This is a genomic window from Pseudomonas sp. P97.38 (assembly GCF_001269745.1).
GTDB lineage: Bacteria > Pseudomonadota > Gammaproteobacteria > Pseudomonadales > Pseudomonadaceae > Aquipseudomonas > Aquipseudomonas chlororaphis_E.
On sequence record NZ_LHVJ01000009.1, the window covers coordinates 225,834 to 242,412 of the forward strand.

Annotated in this window: 16 protein-coding genes; 15 read left to right on the forward strand and 1 reads right to left on the reverse strand. The window is 63.5% G+C overall.

All coding sequences use genetic code 11. The features are described from left to right. Nucleotides 1–20: 20 nt before the first annotated feature. Nucleotides 21–611 carry an amino acid synthesis family protein gene (locus tag AD664_RS03040; protein WP_042728218.1) on the reverse strand — a complete coding sequence of 197 codons (591 nt, stop codon included), beginning with the start codon at nucleotides 609–611 and terminating at the stop codon, nucleotides 21–23. A gap of 627 nt (nucleotides 612–1,238) precedes the next feature. Between AD664_RS03040 and AD664_RS03045 the strand changes: the two genes are divergently transcribed. From AD664_RS03045 to tpx, 15 genes are all read left to right on the forward strand, one after another. Then, nucleotides 1,239–2,648, forward strand: a complete 1,410-nt coding sequence (locus tag AD664_RS03045) for a circularly permuted type 2 ATP-grasp protein (RefSeq protein WP_053144294.1) — start codon at nucleotides 1,239–1,241, stop codon at nucleotides 2,646–2,648. Nucleotides 2,649–2,651: 3 nt separating this feature from the next. Then, nucleotides 2,652–3,602, forward strand: coding sequence for an alpha-E domain-containing protein (locus AD664_RS03050; RefSeq protein WP_042728220.1), 951 nt, complete (start codon nucleotides 2,652–2,654; stop codon nucleotides 3,600–3,602). After that, nucleotides 3,599–4,396, forward strand: coding sequence for a transglutaminase family protein (locus AD664_RS03055; protein ID WP_042728221.1), 798 nt, complete (start codon nucleotides 3,599–3,601; stop codon nucleotides 4,394–4,396). Before AD664_RS03050 ends, AD664_RS03055 begins: the two co-directional genes overlap by 4 nt. A 522-nt stretch (nucleotides 4,397–4,918) precedes the next feature. Beyond that, on the forward strand, nucleotides 4,919–5,521 hold the full coding sequence (locus AD664_RS28095) for a transposase (RefSeq protein ID WP_053144296.1): 603 nt from the start codon (nucleotides 4,919–4,921) through the stop codon (nucleotides 5,519–5,521). Nucleotides 5,522–5,547: 26 nt separating this feature from the next. After that, complete coding sequence (locus AD664_RS03065; RefSeq protein WP_053144299.1) at nucleotides 5,548–7,152, forward strand: ShlB/FhaC/HecB family hemolysin secretion/activation protein; 1,605 nt, start codon at nucleotides 5,548–5,550, stop codon at nucleotides 7,150–7,152. Between the two features lie 17 nt (nucleotides 7,153–7,169). Then, entirely contained in the window at nucleotides 7,170–8,969 is a 1,800-nt protein-coding gene (locus AD664_RS03070; RefSeq protein WP_053144301.1) for a DUF2341 domain-containing protein, read from the forward strand. Between the two features lie 10 nt (nucleotides 8,970–8,979). After that, complete coding sequence (locus AD664_RS03075) at nucleotides 8,980–9,405, forward strand: biopolymer transporter ExbD (RefSeq protein WP_053144302.1); 426 nt, start codon at nucleotides 8,980–8,982, stop codon at nucleotides 9,403–9,405. Between the two features lie 2 nt (nucleotides 9,406–9,407). Next, on the forward strand, nucleotides 9,408–10,112 hold the full coding sequence (locus tag AD664_RS03080; RefSeq protein WP_053144304.1) for an energy transducer TonB: 705 nt from the start codon (nucleotides 9,408–9,410) through the stop codon (nucleotides 10,110–10,112). A 39-nt stretch (nucleotides 10,113–10,151) separates the two neighbouring features. Next, complete coding sequence (locus AD664_RS03085) at nucleotides 10,152–11,843, forward strand: putative porin (RefSeq protein WP_053144305.1); 1,692 nt, start codon at nucleotides 10,152–10,154, stop codon at nucleotides 11,841–11,843. A gap of 15 nt (nucleotides 11,844–11,858) precedes the next feature. Next, entirely contained in the window at nucleotides 11,859–12,506 is a 648-nt protein-coding gene (locus AD664_RS03090; RefSeq protein WP_053144307.1) for a hypothetical protein, read from the forward strand. Nucleotides 12,507–12,529: 23 nt separating this feature from the next. Continuing rightward, complete coding sequence (locus AD664_RS03095; RefSeq protein WP_053144309.1) at nucleotides 12,530–13,009, forward strand: YbjN domain-containing protein; 480 nt, start codon at nucleotides 12,530–12,532, stop codon at nucleotides 13,007–13,009. Further along, entirely contained in the window at nucleotides 13,006–13,950 is a 945-nt protein-coding gene (locus tag AD664_RS03100; protein ID WP_053144310.1) for a peptidylprolyl isomerase, read from the forward strand. The genes AD664_RS03095 and AD664_RS03100 overlap by 4 nt, the downstream gene beginning before the upstream one ends. A 103-nt stretch (nucleotides 13,951–14,053) precedes the next feature. Next, nucleotides 14,054–15,037, forward strand: a complete 984-nt coding sequence (locus AD664_RS03105) for a LysR family transcriptional regulator (RefSeq protein ID WP_053144312.1) — start codon at nucleotides 14,054–14,056, stop codon at nucleotides 15,035–15,037. Nucleotides 15,038–15,254: 217 nt separating this feature from the next. Next, nucleotides 15,255–15,926 carry a DUF3313 domain-containing protein gene (locus tag AD664_RS03110; RefSeq protein WP_053144314.1) on the forward strand — a complete coding sequence of 224 codons (672 nt, stop codon included), beginning with the start codon at nucleotides 15,255–15,257 and terminating at the stop codon, nucleotides 15,924–15,926. Between the two features lie 103 nt (nucleotides 15,927–16,029). Further along, nucleotides 16,030–16,530: a thiol peroxidase gene (gene tpx / locus AD664_RS03115; RefSeq protein WP_053144316.1), complete on the forward strand. Its 501-nt coding sequence runs from the start codon at nucleotides 16,030–16,032 to the stop codon at nucleotides 16,528–16,530. The last annotated feature ends 49 nt before the right edge of the window (nucleotides 16,531–16,579 follow it).

Consider the following 16,579-nt stretch of genomic DNA (forward strand, 5'->3'; position numbering starts at 1 on the left):
TTGTGGTTGCCCAGGCTGGATTACTGCGCATTCTCGGCGGCCAGTTCTTCCAGGTCGATGTAGCGGTTACCGATACGCGGATGTAGGCGACCGCCATCGGCGCAGCCCAGGACCACGACGATTTCGTCGGCGCGCGGGGCGTCTTCGATCTGCATTTCCAGGGTGATGTAGTGCGAGCGCAGGCCTTCGTCGTCCTTGTGCATCATCGGAATCTGGATCGAAGTGCCCGGGCCGCCGCGCTTGTTGGTGAAGCTCAGGTAGCTCTTGGCCTTGACCGCTTCACGGTAGTGATTGCCGAAGCGCAGGGTGTGGATGACGGCGGACGCGTGTTCGATTTCACCGTCGGCACCGACCACGGCGGCCTTGCCGTAGGCTTCGATCTTTTGCGCGCCACCGATGATGCCCACCAGGCGCTCGACCATCAGCGCGCCGAGGTCGGAGCAGTTGGCACGGATCTCCGGCTTCAGGTCCTCGACAAAACCACGGCCCAGCCAAGGGTTCTTCATGACCACCGCCAACCCGACCATGGTCACCGGCTTATCCGTGGCCTTGCCGCCTTCGATGAAGGTTTCTTCGACATAGCTGACGATCTTGCGAATTTCGAAACTCATGAGCTGCTCCATAGGAGAGTGAAGGAAGTCTGTGCGTATGATGGTATACCATAATACTGTAAGCGCAAGAGGTGGCTTTCAGAATGTTTCAAAGGGGCGACAAAAGGAGGGATCGGGGAGGGCGCACGGTGAGGCGCAATCTGTAACAACAGGCTTCGCGGCCACAAAAAGGCCAAAGGCCGTCTATCCTCTGGAAATAATGTCCCTCTTTCGGTGCAACGAGCGCTGGTTACCCGTCTTGTTGCACCTATTCGACCCGTTCCAGGCGACACACCGACGGCAGGAGCTGAACGTTTCATCCCCGCAGGCCGGATTCCGGCCCGCACCACGCAAATCACCTTCGCATTAGCGGACCTTCGCCCAGGTTTTCCCCGCCAAAACCGGTTAGGCACAGCGATTGCTAAGGTTCATCCAGCAACCACCGCAAGAGGACTAAACCCCTAGGAGCCCATTACCGCGCAGATTCAACCAGGGGGCGCTCGTCATCCAGACGCAAAGGCCAGTTCAGAGACCGCTGCAATTAGAGGGGCTCGTAGAAACAGGGGCTGATTAAAACCAGGCAAGGCCGAACCATTGGAATGACGCAGTGATAAGAAATGCCGTGTAGAACGCGGCTGGGAGTTGGCTATGCCCCACGCTTTTTTTGATGAAATGTATGACGCCAGGGGTGACTGCCGCCCGCATTACCAGGCCTTCTCACGCTGGCTGGCGGACACGCCCCACGAATTGCTCGAACAGCGCCGGCGCGAAGCCGACCTGTTGTTCCACCGCGCCGGTATCACCTTCACCCTCTACGGCGATGAGCAGGGCACCGAACGGTTGATCCCCTTCGACATCATCCCCCGCAGCATCAAGGCCAGCGAATGGCGGACCGTCGAACGCGGCTGCATTCAGCGGGTCCAGGCCCTGAACATGTTCCTGGCCGACATCTATCACGGCCAACGCATCCTCAAGGAAGGCATCATCCCGCCCGAGCAGGTGCTCGCCAACGAGGGCTACCAGATCGCGATGCAGGGCCTGAACCTGCACCGGGGCATCTACGCCCACATCGCCGGGGTCGACCTGGTGCGCGACGGTGACGGCAGTTACTACGTGCTGGAAGACAACCTGCGCACGCCCAGCGGCGTGAGCTACATGCTCGAAGACCGCAAGATGATGATGCGCCTGTTCCCCGAGCTGTTCGCCGCCCAGCGCGTGGCCCCCATCGATCATTACCCGAACCTGTTGCTCGATACCCTCAAGCGCTCCAGCCCCCTGGACAACCCCACCGCCGTGGTGCTGACCCCGGGTCGCTTCAACAGCGCCTATTTCGAACACGCGTTCCTGGCCCGGGAAATGGGCGTGGAACTGGTGGAGGGCGCCGACCTGTTCGTGCGCGACGACCACGTGTACATGCGCACCACGGCCGGCCCTCAGCAGGTGGATGTGATCTATCGCCGCCTCGACGATGCCTTCCTCGACCCGCTGTCGTTCAACCCTGACTCGATGCTGGGGGTGCCAGGGCTGATCGCCGTCTACCGTGCCGGCAATGTGGTGTTGGCGAATGCGGTCGGCACCGGCGTCGCCGACGACAAGTCGATCTACCCCTATGTCGACGAGATGATCCGCTTCTACCTCACCGAAGAACCGATCCTGAAGAACGTGCCGACCTGGCAATGCCGCAAGCCCCAGGACCTGTCCCATGTACTGGCCAACCTGCCGGACCTTGTGGTCAAGGAAACCCAGGGTTCCGGCGGCTACGGCATGCTGGTGGGGCCGGCCGCCACGGCAGCTGAGATCGAGGACTTCCGCGCTCGCCTCAAGGCTCGACCCGAAGCCTACATCGCCCAACCGACCCTGAGCCTGTCCACGTGCCCGACCTTCGTCGAGAGCGGGATCGCGCCGCGGCACATCGACTTGCGTCCGTTCGTGCTGTCGGGCAAGGAAACCCGCCTGGTACCCGGCGGCCTGACCCGCGTGGCACTGCGCGAAGGCTCGCTGGTGGTGAATTCGTCCCAGGGCGGCGGCACCAAAGACACTTGGGTCGTGGAGGACTAAGACATGCTTTCAAGAACCGCTTCTGACCTCTACTGGATGTCCCGCTACCTGGAGCGCGCCGAGAACCTGGCGCGCATGCTCGAAGTCAGTTATTCGCTGTCGCTGATGCCCCAGGCCGGGCGCGGCGACGGGCACGCCGAGCTGGCCATGTCGTTGTTGGCCGCCGGCACCCTGGACGATTACAACGCGCGCTATGACGCCCTCAACAGCGAGCACATGCTGCATTTCTTCGCCCTGGACGAAACCAACCCCGGCAGCATCTACAGTTGCCTGCGGGCCGCACGGACCAATGCCCACGCGGTGCGCGGACGAATCACCGCCGACATGTGGGAGAACATCAACGCCACCTGGCTGGAAATGCGCAACATTGCCAGCAACGGCCTGGGCCGCTACGGCATCAGCCATTTCTGCGAGTGGGTCAAGGAGCGCTCGCACCTGTTCCGCGGCGCGACGTCGGGCACCATCATGCGTAACGACGCCTACAGCTTCATTCGTCTCGGTACCTTTATCGAGCGGGCGGACAACACCTTGCGCCTGCTGGATGCGCGCTACGAAATGTTCGGTGAGGAGTCGGAGGAGGTCAGCGACAATTCGGCCCGCGGTTACTACCAGTGGAGCGCCTTGCTGCGGGCGCTGTCGTCGTTCGAGGCGTTCAACGAGATCTACCGTAACGCGCCCAATGCCGAGCAGGTTTCGGAGATGTTGCTGCTGCGCGCCGATGTCCCGCGTTCGCTGCTGGCCTGCATCGAGGAACTGGACCAGATCCTCGCCAGCCTGCCGGGCCACAACGGCAGGCCCGCCCAACGCCTGGCGGCGGAGTTGCATGCACGCCTGCGCTATTCGGGAATCGACGAGATCCTCGCATCCGGCCTGCATCAATGGCTGACCGACCTTATTGGCCAGGTGCGCCACCTGGGCCAGACCGTTCATGAGTCTTACCTGGAGGTCGTATGAAACTGTCCATACGCCACGACACCACTTACCGTTATGCCGATGAAGTCTGCACCAGCATCCAGTTCCTGCGCCTGACGCCCCGAGACACCCCGCGCCAGCGCATCCTGGAATGGCACCTGGAACTGCCGCGCCTGGTGCGCAGCCAGCTCGACCCGTACGGCAACATCCTGCACGTGATGACCATGGACGAGCCCCATGGCGCGCTGGTGCTGAGCGCTTATGGCGAGGTGGAAATCGATCAGTCGGTGGAAAAGGAACCCGATGATCAGTCACCGCTGCCGTACCTGCGTACCAGCCGGCTGACGCTCGCCGACGAGGCCCTCAGTGCGTTCGCCCTTGAGCAATGTGCCGGGCGCCGCGACCGTGCGGCGCTGGCCGACTTGATGGACGGGCTGGTCACGCGAATGCCCTACAGCCTCGGCACCACGGCGGTGAACAGTACGGCGGCCGAAGCCTTTGCCGGTGGCGCGGGGGTGTGCCAGGACCATACCCATGCATTCCTGGCCTGCGCCCGCAGCCTGGGAATTCCGGCGCGCTATGTCTCGGGCTACCTGTGCACCGACGATGAACATCACCTGGCCAGCCACGCCTGGGCCGAGGCCTGGCTGGACGATGGCTGGTACAGCTTCGACATCACCAACCGCCTGACCCGCCCCGACCGTCACCTGAAACTGGCCGTCGGCCTGGACTACCTCGACGCCTGCCCCGTACGCGGCATGCGTCGCGGTGGCGGGGCGGAACACATGCAGGCCCGGGTGCAGGTGAACTCGATGGTGCAAGTCCAACATCAATAGACGAGGGATCCACTGAATCGCGAGCAGGGCGTTCACAAAACCTGCGCCCGACAAAGATCCCCTTGTGGGAGCGGGCTTGCCCGCGAAGACGCCGTCCCAGCCAACATCACCGGCCCAGACAAACCGCTTTCGCGAGCAAGCCCGCTCCCACAATTAAATGGGGCATGTCCACAAAACCTGCGCCAGCCAAAGATCCCCTGTGGGAGCGGGCTTGCCCGCGAAGACGCCGTCCCAGCCAACATCACCGGCCCAGACAAACCGCTTTCGCGAGCAAGCCCGCTCCCACAACTAAACGGGGGATGTCCACAAAACCTGCGCCTGGCGTTGCTTAGGTGTGTGAGCACCCGAGAACCGTTTTCAAGCACCTGCTCAGCCACCCACCACACCCCCTCCATTTGCCAAAGAATGAAGCTTTCATGACAAAAGTTCGGTAGCACATCGCCATTCCCGTCATGCCTGTGTGACGTGTTCGAGGGGCCCCTCTGGGGTCGTTTGGAGCCGGGAGTGAGGGCGATGGGGACTATGGAACGTTATTCGAAAGTGGGCATGCAGGAGCTTGACCAGCGGCTGTCGAAAATCGTCGAGGCGGCGCGCAAGCGGCCGGTCTCGGTGTACCGCTACGGCGCGCCGTGGGTCTGGATCGTTTCCCAGGATGACTGGCAGGGCGCGCTCAAGGAAGTGTCCAGCTACATTCCGCAGGGCCATTCGCTGGTCCTGCTGCGTCCGCAGATCGACGACTTGCTCGACGACCATCGCGATGTGTTGCAGGGCCTCAACGCCGATGCCGAGATGCTCATCGCGCCGCAGACCGCCATGCACATCCTCTTGCTGCAACTGCTCTATTCGGTGCCCAGCGAGCAGCAACTCTACGAACAACTCAATTACAACCTGCTGTTCCGCTGGTTCGTCGGCCTCGACCTGAACCAGAAGGTCTGGAGTTTCAACGTCTTGAGCAAAGACCTCGCCACGCTGCTGGGCGATGCGCGGGCGGTGAGGCTCATCGAGAAAATCATCGGTGAAGTGTTCTGTGGCGCCTTGCTGCAAATGCCGGAGTTCTCCTTGAACTTCGCGCTGCTGCACACCTGGCTGGCCCGGCACGCCACGACATCGACTGCCAGCAATTGAGCCGTATCTTGAATTCAGGGGGTGGTGTGGAGCATTTCTTCAAAGCGCGGCCGGCAGTGTGGGGCTGGTTGCTACTGGCGGTCGGCGGGCCGTCGGCATTCGCGGCCGAAGGCGGGCAGGAGGCCGAGGCGGCTGCGGCGCGGCGGGTGGACGTGAACGAATATTTCGTGCGCGGCAACACCGTGCTCGATGCCCGGGCCATCGAGGAAGCGGTGTACCCGTTCCTCGGCCCGCAAAAGGCCTTGAGCGACATCGAAGGGGCCCGCGACGCCTTGCAAAAGGTCTATCAGGCGCGCGGCTATCAATCGGTGTTCGTCGAATTGCCCGAGCAGAAGGTCGAAGACGGCATTGTCTATCTGCAGGTCAGCGAAACCAAGGTCGGTCGCGTGCGAGTGGTGGGGGCCAAGCATTATTCGCCGGTGGAAATCCGTGACGACGTGCCGGCCCTGAAGGAGGGCGAGGTGCCCGATTTCGCCCAGGTCCAGACAGAACTGGCGCGCTTGAACAAAACCCCGGGGCGCCAGGTGATGCCGCTGGTGCGCGAAGGCCAGCGGCCCGGCACCATGGACGTGGACTTGCAGGTCGAAGACCAGAATCCGTGGCAAGCCAGCCTCGGGCTGAACAACGACTACAGCGCCGACACGGAAAAACTGCGCACCGTTGCCAGCCTCGGCTACAACAACCTCTGGCAACTGGGCCACAGCGTTTCGCTGACCTTCTTCACCGCCCCCCAGGACACCGCAAACGCCAAGGTCTGGTCGGGCTCCTACACGGCGCCGTTGGACGATCGCTGGAGCGTGCAGTTCTCCGGCTACCAGTCCGACAGCAACGTGGCGACCGTCGGCGGCAGCAACGTGCTGGGCAAGGGGCACTCCTATGGCGTTTCGGCGATCTACAGCCTCCCGTCGAGCCCAACCTGGGCCAACACGTTTTCCGTTGGCGTGGATTTCAAGGACTTCGATGAAGAGCTGAGCCTGGGTGGCTCCAGCGACAAGGCACCGCTCAAGTACGCGCCTTTTACCTTCGCCTACAACGGCCTGCGCTACACCGAAAGCAGCCAGTTGGGCCTGGGCCTGAGCCTGGTGGCGGGTACGCGCAGCTTGCTGGGCTACGGCAGTTCCGACGAAGACTTCGACTACAAGCGCTACCGCGCCAGCCCCAGCTTTGCCGTGCTCAAGGGCGACGGCAACTACACCTTCACCTTCGGCAACGACTGGCAGAGCGCATCGAAAGCGGCATTCCAACTGGCCTCCGGGCCGCTGGTCTCCAACGAGCAATTCTCTGCCGGCGGCGCCACATCCATACGTGGTTACCTGGCGGCCGAACGCACCGGCGACGACGGCTACCTGTTGTCCCAGGAGCTGCGCACACCGTCCCTGGCCAAGTTCCTCGGCAGCTATGTCCAGGAGTGGCGTTTCTATGCCTTCGCCGAAGGGGCGCAGTTGTACCTGCGTGACGAACTGCCCGACCAGGACGCCGACTACGCCCTTGCCAGCGTTGGCCTCGGCACCCGGGCGAGCCTGAGCAAATGGCTGTCCGGCAGCCTCGATTGGGGCTTTCCGCTGCTCGACGGGCCGAACACCTCGAAACAGGAATCGCGCCTGCATTTCAACCTGCAAGCGACGTTTTGAACCCAGGAGTCATGTCCATGCAACGCTTATTGTTATCCGTGTTTATTTGCCTGGGGCTGGTGCTTCCGGCGACCGCCAATGCCTGGTGGCAGGACGATTGGCACTACCGCAAACAGATTTCCGTGGACACCACGCCCCAGGGCGCCGCCATCGCCCAGACCCTGGGTCGCACGGCGCTGCTGGTGCGCCTGCATACCGGCAACTTCACCTTCGACGGCGTCAAGGACGATGGCTCGGACCTGCGTTTCGTCAGTGCCGACGACAAGACCGTGCTCAACCACCAGATCGAAAGCTTCGACCCGTTGATGGGCATGGCGCTGATCTGGGTCGATGTGCCGAGCGTGGAGGGCGGTCAACGCCAGGACCTGTGGATGTACTACGGCAACCAGAAAGCGCCGGCCACCGGCAGCGGCCAGCTGACGTTCGATCCGGACTACACCGCGCTGTACCACTTCGACGGCGCCACCGGCGTGCCGCCCCGTGACACCACCGCCTACGGCAACAATGCCCAGGGCGCAACGGGCACCAGCATCGATGGCGTGATCGGTCGTGCCTTGCAGTTCGGCGGCCAGCCGCTGCTGCTGCCCGCCAGCCCCTCGCTGCAACACAATGCCGGCGCGGCGTTCACGTTCAGCACCTGGCTGCGCCAGGACCAGGCCGGCGGCGAGCAGATCGTCCTGGCCCGTCATGAAGGCGCCGCCAGCCTGCTGGTGGGGGTGAACCAGGGCGTGCCGTTCGTGGCGATCGACGGTCAGCGGGCGGTCTCGACCCAGCCGCTGAACCCCGGTCAATGGCAACACCTGGCCTTGACTGCCTCGGGTGACCGGGTGGTGCTGTACGTCAACGGCCGCGAGAGCGCTAGCCTCGCCGTGGCGATGCCGGCATTCAATTCGCCGATTGCGCTGGGCGCCGACGTCACGGCCGGTGCGTTCGCACCGTTCAGCGGCGCCATGGACGAAGCACGCCTTTCCAAGGTCGCTCGTCCGGCACCGCTGTTGCTGGCCGATGCGAACGCCCAGGGCGCCGAATCGAAACTAGTGGCCTACGGCGTCGATGAAGAGCAGTCCGGTTTCGGTTTCGGCAGCCTGGGGTTCCTGTTGAACGCCGTGCCGCTGGATGCCTGGGTGATCATCGCGGTGCTGGTGCTGATGATGTTCCAGTCCTGGATCATCATGATCCGCAAGAATCGCATGGTCAGCCGTCTCAGCGCGGCCAACCAGGCTTTTCGCGAGCAGTTCGCCAGGATCGGCACGCGCCTGGAAATGTTCGCCGACGACCAGGACCTCGCCCAGCGCCTGCAGCATTCCTCGCTGTGGCGCCTGTACCTGGTGGCCGTCAAGGAGATCCGCACCCGGCGGGAGCAGGGCGCCGATACCTCGTCGGTGTCGGCCGCCACCATCGAGGCGATCCGTTGCTCCATGGACGGCGTGCGGACCCGGGAAAACCAACTGCTGAGTTCGAAGCTCTCGACCCTGTCCAACGCCATCGCCGGTGGGCCCTACATCGGCCTGCTCGGCACCGTGCTGGGGATCATGGTGGTGTTCCTCGGCACGGCGATGGCCGGTGACGTGAACATCAACGCCATCGCCCCCGGCATGGCCGCCGCGTTGCTCGCCACCGCCATGGGCCTGTTCGTCGCGATCCCGGCGCTGTTTGGCTACAACCGCCTGATCACCCGCAACAAGGAAGTCAGCGCCGACATGCGGGTGTTCGTCGACGAGTTCATCACCCGCCTGGCGGAAATGCATGGTGAAGGCCAGGCCGGTGAGTCGGCCCATCGCCGCGACCATCACGCCCAATCGTTCGTACCGGCCTGAGGGGATCGCGATGGCTAGCGTAAATGCTTCACACGATGACGACGATGACGCGGCCGTGGACAGCATCAACATCACGCCGCTGGTGGACGTGCTCATGGTGGTGCTGGTGATGTTCATCCTGACCGCCACGGCGCAGGTGTCGGGCATCCAGATCAACCTGCCGAAGGCCAGCGCCTCGGTGTCGTTGTCCGAGGCCAAGACCAAGGCGATTTCGGTGAATGACGGCGGCCAGGTGTTCCTCGACGCCTATCCGGTGACGCTGGCCGAACTGGAAGAGCGCTTGCGCATCGAGAAGGCCCTGAACCCGGACTTTCCGATCATCGTGCGCGGTGACGCCACGGTGCAGTACCAGAAAGTCATCGAAGTGCTCGACCTGTTGCGGCGGCTGGAACTGTCCCAGGTCGGCCTCGTGACCGGCAAACCGAACCAGGGCTGACCATGACCGCGAAACTTCCCATCAACCCGCCCCCGGTGAAGCGCTCGCCGCTGCGCCTGCTCAAATGGGCCGCGGGCCTGCTGCTGGCTGGCGTGGCCGCCTGGCTGCTGTGGCAGTGGGCCAACGACATGAGCGGTGTGCGCCGTGAAGCACCGAAGGTGCCGACCATCATCCCGCTGCCACCACCGCCGCCACCCCCTCCGGAAAAACCCAAGGAACCGGAGCCCAAGGTCGAGGAAAAGGTGGTCGAGCCCGAACCGACCCCGGAACCCGAAGAGGTCAAGCCCGAGGAAGAAGCGCCGCCCTCGCCAGTGGATGACCTGGCGAACCCGATGCAGATGGACGGCGATGCCCAGTCCGGCAACGACGCCTTCAACATCGGCGCGGGCAAGGGGGGCGGCATGGCAGGCGCGGGCGGTGGCCGGCTGGGCAATGGCACCTACAGCCAGTTCCTGGCCTTCACCTTCCAGCGCTTGCTGCGGGAGAACCCCGAGCTGCGCAGCCTGGCGTTCTCGCTGCAGGCCGACGTCTGGCTCAGCGCCGTGGGCGAGATCACCCGGGTCGAGCTGGTCAAGTCCAGCGGCAATGCGCAAGTGGACAACCAGGTGATCTCCGCGCTGCGGGCCGCCCCGCATTTGAGTGAGCGGCCACCGGCTTCCCTGACGTTGCCGGTACGCCTGTCCCTGCAGGGACGGCGTCCGGGTTAATCGACTATTTCAAAGTTCGCCAACAGGAGTTGTGTGCAGATGATTTCCAATGTGAATCGATTGTCGTGGGCGGTTGGGCTGGTGGTCTTGAGCCTGGCCGGGCACGGGGTCTGCGCCCCGGCGCCCTCGGAGAATGCCACGATCAATCTGATCCGCCTGCTGGTGCAGCAGGGGGTGTTGAAGCAGGACCAGGCCGACGGCCTGATCGCCCAGGCCGAGCGCGAAGCGGTGCAGGCGCGCCAGGCTGCCACCGCGGTGACTGCGGCGCCGGCCGGTGCGCCGGGGGACGTACGGGTGCAGTACGTGCCGAACATCGTGCGCGATCAGATCCGCGACCAGGTCAAGGCTGAAGTCATGGCCACCGCCAAACAGGAAAACTGGGCCCAGCCCAACACCTTCCCGGACTGGGTTTCGCGGATCAGTTTCGATGGCGACATTCGCCTGCGGGATGAGTCGCGCTACTACTCAGGCACCAACAGCAACCAGATCGTCGATTTCGCCCGGCTCAACGACAAGGGGCCGTACGACGTCAACCCCAACAGCAGCACGGGCCTGCCGCCGTTGCTCAACACCCGCGAAGACCGGGAAAATCTGTTCCGCCTGCGGGCGCGCCTGGGCATGAAGGCGGTGATCGCCCCGGAGTGGACCGCTGGCATCCGCATCGGCACCGGCTCGGACAACAACCCCGTGTCCACCACCCAGACCCTGGGCGGTGGTTTTGGCAAGAAAGACATCTGGCTCGACCAGGGCTACCTGACCTGGAAGCCCTCGGATGAGCTGACCGTGACCGGCGGGCGTTTCGCCAACCCGTTTTTCTCCACCGACCTGCTGTACTCCGGCGACCTGAACTTCGATGGCGTGGCGGCGATTTTCAATCGCAAGCTCAACCAGGATTGGGGGCTGTTCGGCACCGTCGGCGCGTTCCCGGTGGAGTACACCAACGACACCAGTACCAGCAACGGTTCCGACAAGGAGGAGAGCGACAACAAGTGGCTGTACGGTGCGCAACTGGGGGCCAACTGGGCCATCAACGACAGCAACCGGATCAAGGCCGCCATGGCCTACTACCGCTTCGACGACATCGAAGGCCAGCGCTCCTCGCCTTGCCAGCCGTGGGCCGGCGACCCTGGCTGCGACAGCGACGGCTCGCGCGTGGCGTTCATGCAGAAGGGCAACACCGTGTTCCTGCTGCGAGACATCACGCCCAACCCCCTCAACCCGGCCACCACGCCACAACCGCAGTTCGTCGGCCTGGCCTCGGAATTCAACCTGCTGGACCTGAATTTCGCCTGGGACGCCGACCTGCCCGCCGACCTGAAGCTGCGCAGCCAGGCCCACTACGTCCACAACCTGGGCTACGACGAAGGCGAGATGCGCAAACGCTCGGCAGGGCAGTTCGCCAACAACCTGGACAGCGATGGCGAAGTGCAGAGCGGCGCCAACGCCTGGATGTTGCAGTTCACCCTGGGCAATTCGCTGGAGCTCAAGCGCCAGGGCGATTGGAACCTGTTCGCCGGCTACAAGTACATCCAGCCGGATGCCTTGCCGGACGGCTTCAACGATTCGTCGTTCCACTTGGGCGGCACCAACGCCAAGGGTTATTTCCTGGGCGGCAACTACGGCCTGGCGAGCAACGTCTTCGCCACGGGCCGCTGGTTGAGTTCCGAAGCGGTGTACGGCGCGCCGTACGACATCGATGTCTTGCAGCTTGAAATCAACACGCGCTTCTAAGCGCAGGGAGGCCTCATGAAAAGGCGAGCCATGAACCATGTGCCGGTGACGTTGCTGCTGGCGGGCCTGCTGCTCAACGGCAGTGCCCACGGCGAAGGCCTGGAGGAACGCTTGCGCGCGCAACTGCGCAGCACCACGGCGCAATTGCAGGCCCTGCAAAGCGAACAGGCCCAGGCCAGCGCCGCGCGCCAGGCCGCCGAGACCCAAGCCCGGGACGCGCAGGCGCAAATCAAGCAACTGACCGCGCAACTGAGCAAAGCCCAGGCCCTGAACGAGCAACTGGCCGGGCATCAGCAGAGCCTGCAAAGCCAGGCGCAGGCCCAGGTCGCGGCCAGCAACGAGCAGATCGGCAAGTTCAAGAAAGCCTACGACGAGTTGTTGACCCTGGCCCGTGGCAAGGAAGCCGAGCGCGCGCGCCTGGAGGCGCAATTGACCGAACGTGACACACAAGTGCAGCAATGTTCGGTCAAGAATCAACAGATGTACGACGTGGCCAAGACGCTGCTCCACGCCTACGAAACCATCGACGTGGCCGACGTGATGAAGATCCGCCAGCCATTCGCCGCCAAGACCCGGGTGCGTTTCGAGGAACTGGCCCAGGGCTTTGGCGATGACCTCTACAAGAACCGTTTCGATGCGCCTCAGGCCTCGATCACCCACTGACACAGAACAAGGAAGAACCGAGCATGAACGCAATGATTGAACAGGTTTCTGTCAAATCCCTGACCGAGCTGTTGCAAGCGGCAGGTTACCGGGTCAACGAAACCGAGCAGAACGGCATCGTGCAACTGCTCAGCGCCAGCCAGGGCATCGGTTACGCCGTGCGTTTTGGCAACCCGACACCGAGCGCTGGCGAGTACCTGGATTTCACCTTCAGTTGTGCCTTGCGTGTGCAGGGTGAGTTGCCGGCCGGGCTGGCGGAGCTGTGGAACGCCTCGCGCCGCTTTGCCCGGTTGTCGGTGCAGGGTGAGTTCCTGGTGATGGAAATGGACGTGGTGGTGGCGGCCGGCGTGAGCGCCGATCACCTGCGCAGCCAGCTTGAACTGTGGGACCGGCTATTGCAGGAGTTCATTGTCTACCTGCGCGAATACAGCCAGAACGCCGCGCGGCTGCAAGACCCGGCGTCGCCGGCCGAGGCTGCGCTGCAAGAGGCTGTCGCATCGTGAACAAGCCGACCTTTGTCGTCAGCGCCGCAACCCTGGGCCTGGTCGCCGTGGCGGTAGTCCTGGGCATGCGGCCGGGCAGCGATCCGGTGGCCGCGGTGCAGGCCGTCAGCGTGGTTTCGTCCGAATCGCCGAGCCTGGCCCGGCTGGGCAACCAGCAGGTCAGCCCGGACGAACTCAAGTCGCTGCTGGCAGCGCTGGCCCCCGAGGTGCGTCAGCAGATGCGCGGCAATCGGACCGCGCTCGAAGGCTGGATCCGCGCGCGCCTGGCAGAAAAAGCCGTGCTGGAGCAGGCCGACGCGCAAGGCTGGCGACAGCGTCCGGACGTGGAGCGCCAGACCCGGGCGGCGACCGAGCAGATCGTGTTTCGCGACTACTTGCAATCGGTCAGCCAGGTGCCCGCCGGGTACCCCAGCGAAGACGAGCTGAAGCAGGCCTACGATGCCGGCAAAGCCAACTGGACCGCGCCGGCGCTGTACCGCGTCAGTCAGATATTCCTCGCCGCCACCGAGCCGCAAACGGTGGAGGCGGTGCGCCGACAAGCGCTGGAGTTGAGCAAGAAGGCCCAGGCGTCGCCGGCCGAGTTTGCCGCCCTGGCGAGCCGCTATTCCCAGGAGCGCGGCAGTGCCGAGCGCGGTGGTGACAGTGGCTACCAGCCGTTGCAGCAATTCGTGCCACCGGTTCGCGAGACGGTGGCGCGGATGAAGGTCGGCGCCGTTTCCGACCCGGTGCAGAGTGCGGCGGGGTTCCATGTGATCAAGCTCACCGAGCAGCAGCCGGCCCGGGACGCGACCCTGGAGGAAGTCCGTGAACGGTTGACCCAGGCCCTGCGCGCCCAGCGCCAGGAACAGATCGCCAAGGCCTACCTGGAGGGCATGCTCGACACCGCGACCTTGAGCATTGACGGGGCGCAGTTGAGCAAGGTCCTGGAGGAGGTCCGCTAGCCTTGGACTCGAAGGGTGTTACCTCTTGGCCAGAGGCGCGTTCAACCAGGAATGAATGATTGTGTAGCACCCGCTTATCCGTACAACCGACAGGGAGTCACCCATGACCTTCACCGAGCCAGCAGGACGCCAGGCTGTCATCCACCCTTATCGCACTCCGTTGCGTGCCCCTGACCCCTGGCTTGCCTTGGCCGGGAACATCGAGCCCCAGGTGGTGCAATGTTTTTTGGTCAGTGCGCGATGTGGCTGCTTCATGCAAGCGGCGCGCAGCCTCAACGTCAAGGCCACTTGGTTGCGCAAGCAACTGGCGCACCTGGAAGGGCGCCTGCAACGCTCGCTGTTCAGCTACCAGGGCAGCACCCTGACCCTCAGCCGCGAAGGCCGGCAATTGCAGGCACGCTTGATTGCCCTGGCTCAGGAAGGGACGCCGCCGCTGAACGACCAGCCGTTGATTCGCCTGGCGGTGGCCGAACCGATCCTGCACGACATCCTCGGGCGCGACCTGATCTCGCTGTTGCGACGCAATGCCAGCGTCCGCTTGCAGATCATCACCCTGGACAGCGACCTGGCGCTGCAAGCCGTGAGCGCCGACCTGGTGTTGTGGCTCAGTGATACCCAGGCGCCGACGCCCGCGCCGAGCTTCACCACGTTGCCGGCGCAGCGCCTGGCGCGGCTGGACTATGTGCCACATATGGCCAAGCGCTATTCGCGGCCGGCGACGCGTCCGCAGCGCCTGGAGGATCTGAGCGATTACATGCTGGTGCAATGGCTGGCGGACCGGCAGGTGGACAGCTTCGCGCCCTGGAACAGCCTGATGGAGCAGCGCCGGGCCGGCGTGGTGCAGGTGCAATCCTATGAATTGATGCTGGAGATGATCCGATGCAGCGCCTGCATCGGCTTGCTGCCGCAGTATATGAGCCGCTTCGACCGCGGCCTGGTGGCCTTGCCAGGCATCTTCGGCCCGCCGATGCAGCGCGATGCATGGATGGCCATCAACGCCGACGCCCAAGCCTCGGCAGAGATACAAATGCTCGTCGACCTGATCCGCCATACCCTGGATGAGCGCCGGGACTGGTTTCAGACATAAGTCCTGGCCTCATCGGCATTTACCTCAAATGCCTGTAGGAACGAGCCTGCTCGCGAAGGCGTCGGCACAGTCGACCGGTGTGCTGGCTGACCGACCACTTTCGCCGGCAGGCTCGCTCTCGCCATTGGGGTGCCCTCGATAAAACAGGCAAAGCCTCAGACATTGTCTATACCTTTAAATTCAAACCCGACTCCGGGCAAATGACAGGAGTGCTCGCATGAAGCTCGCGTCAATGATCGGCACCGTATGCATCGCCTCGCTCGCCTTGTTGGGTTGCTCCAGTCAAGTCACCCAGCCGGACGAGTACTCCGGTTTCCTGGGCGATTACAGCCGGCTCAAGCAGGACAAGTCGCCATCGGGCGCCGAGGTGATGCGCTGGGTTGATCCCACGATCGATCCGAGCAAGTACACCAGCATCTATATCGAGCCGACGCAGCTTTATCCCAAACCCCAGCCGACCGTGAGGATTCCCCAGGCCACCTTGTCCGGCATCACGGCTTACTACGACCAGGCGCTCATGCGTGAAGCGGGAAGATCCCTGCCGTTGGCCAAGAGCCCGGGCCCTGGGGTGTTGGTGATACGCGCGGCCATTACTGCCGTGGGCAGCAAGACCCAAGGCCTGAAGCCTTATGAAGTGGTGCCGATTGCGCTGGTGGCGGCAGCGGTCAGCACGGCCAGTGGTATTCGTGACCAGGAAACCACCCTGGGCACCGAAGCGGTGTTTCTCGACGGCGGCAGCAATGCCGTGATCGCCCAGGTGGTGCGCAAAGGCACGGGCAAGCCGTTGGCCAACGACGCCCAGGTGATGAAAGTCGATGATGTCAAACCGGTCATCGATGGCTGGGCGAATGACATGCACCAGTCATTCCTGAAACTCAAGGCCAGGTAGCGGTGCCCGAACCATGACTTTTTCTGTCCGGGCATAGGTCATGGCGGCATTTCATGGTTAACTCCGGCCTCGACCTTTCAAACCTGTCAGAAGGAATCCGTTCATGGCTCAAGTCACGCTCAAAGGCAACCCGGTTCAAGTCAACGGCCAATTGCCCCAAGCCGGCTCCAAGGCGCCAGCCTTTTCCCTGGTGGCCGGCAATCTGTCCGACGTTACCCTGGCGAGCTTCGCCGGCAAGCGCAAGGTGCTGAACATTTTCCCAAGCGTCGACACGCCGACCTGCGCCACTTCCGTGCGCAAGTTCAACGCCCAGGCCAACGAGCTGGATAACACCGTGGTGCTGTGCATCTCCGCCGACCTGCCGTTCGCCCAGGCACGTTTCTGCGGCGCCGAAGGCCTGGACAACGTCCAGAACCTTTCGACCCTGCGCGGTGCCGAGTTCATCCAGAACTATGGCGTGGCCATTGCCGATGGTCCGCTCAAGGGCCTGACCGCCCGGGCCGTTGTCGTGCTGGACGAGAACGACACCGTGCTGCACAGCGAGCTGGTCAAGGAAATCGCCGAAGAGCCTAACTACGACGCGGCGCTCAGCGCGCTGAAGTGATGCCTTGAAACCAAGCGTCCTGAAATAAGTGTTCTGAAACAGATCATTT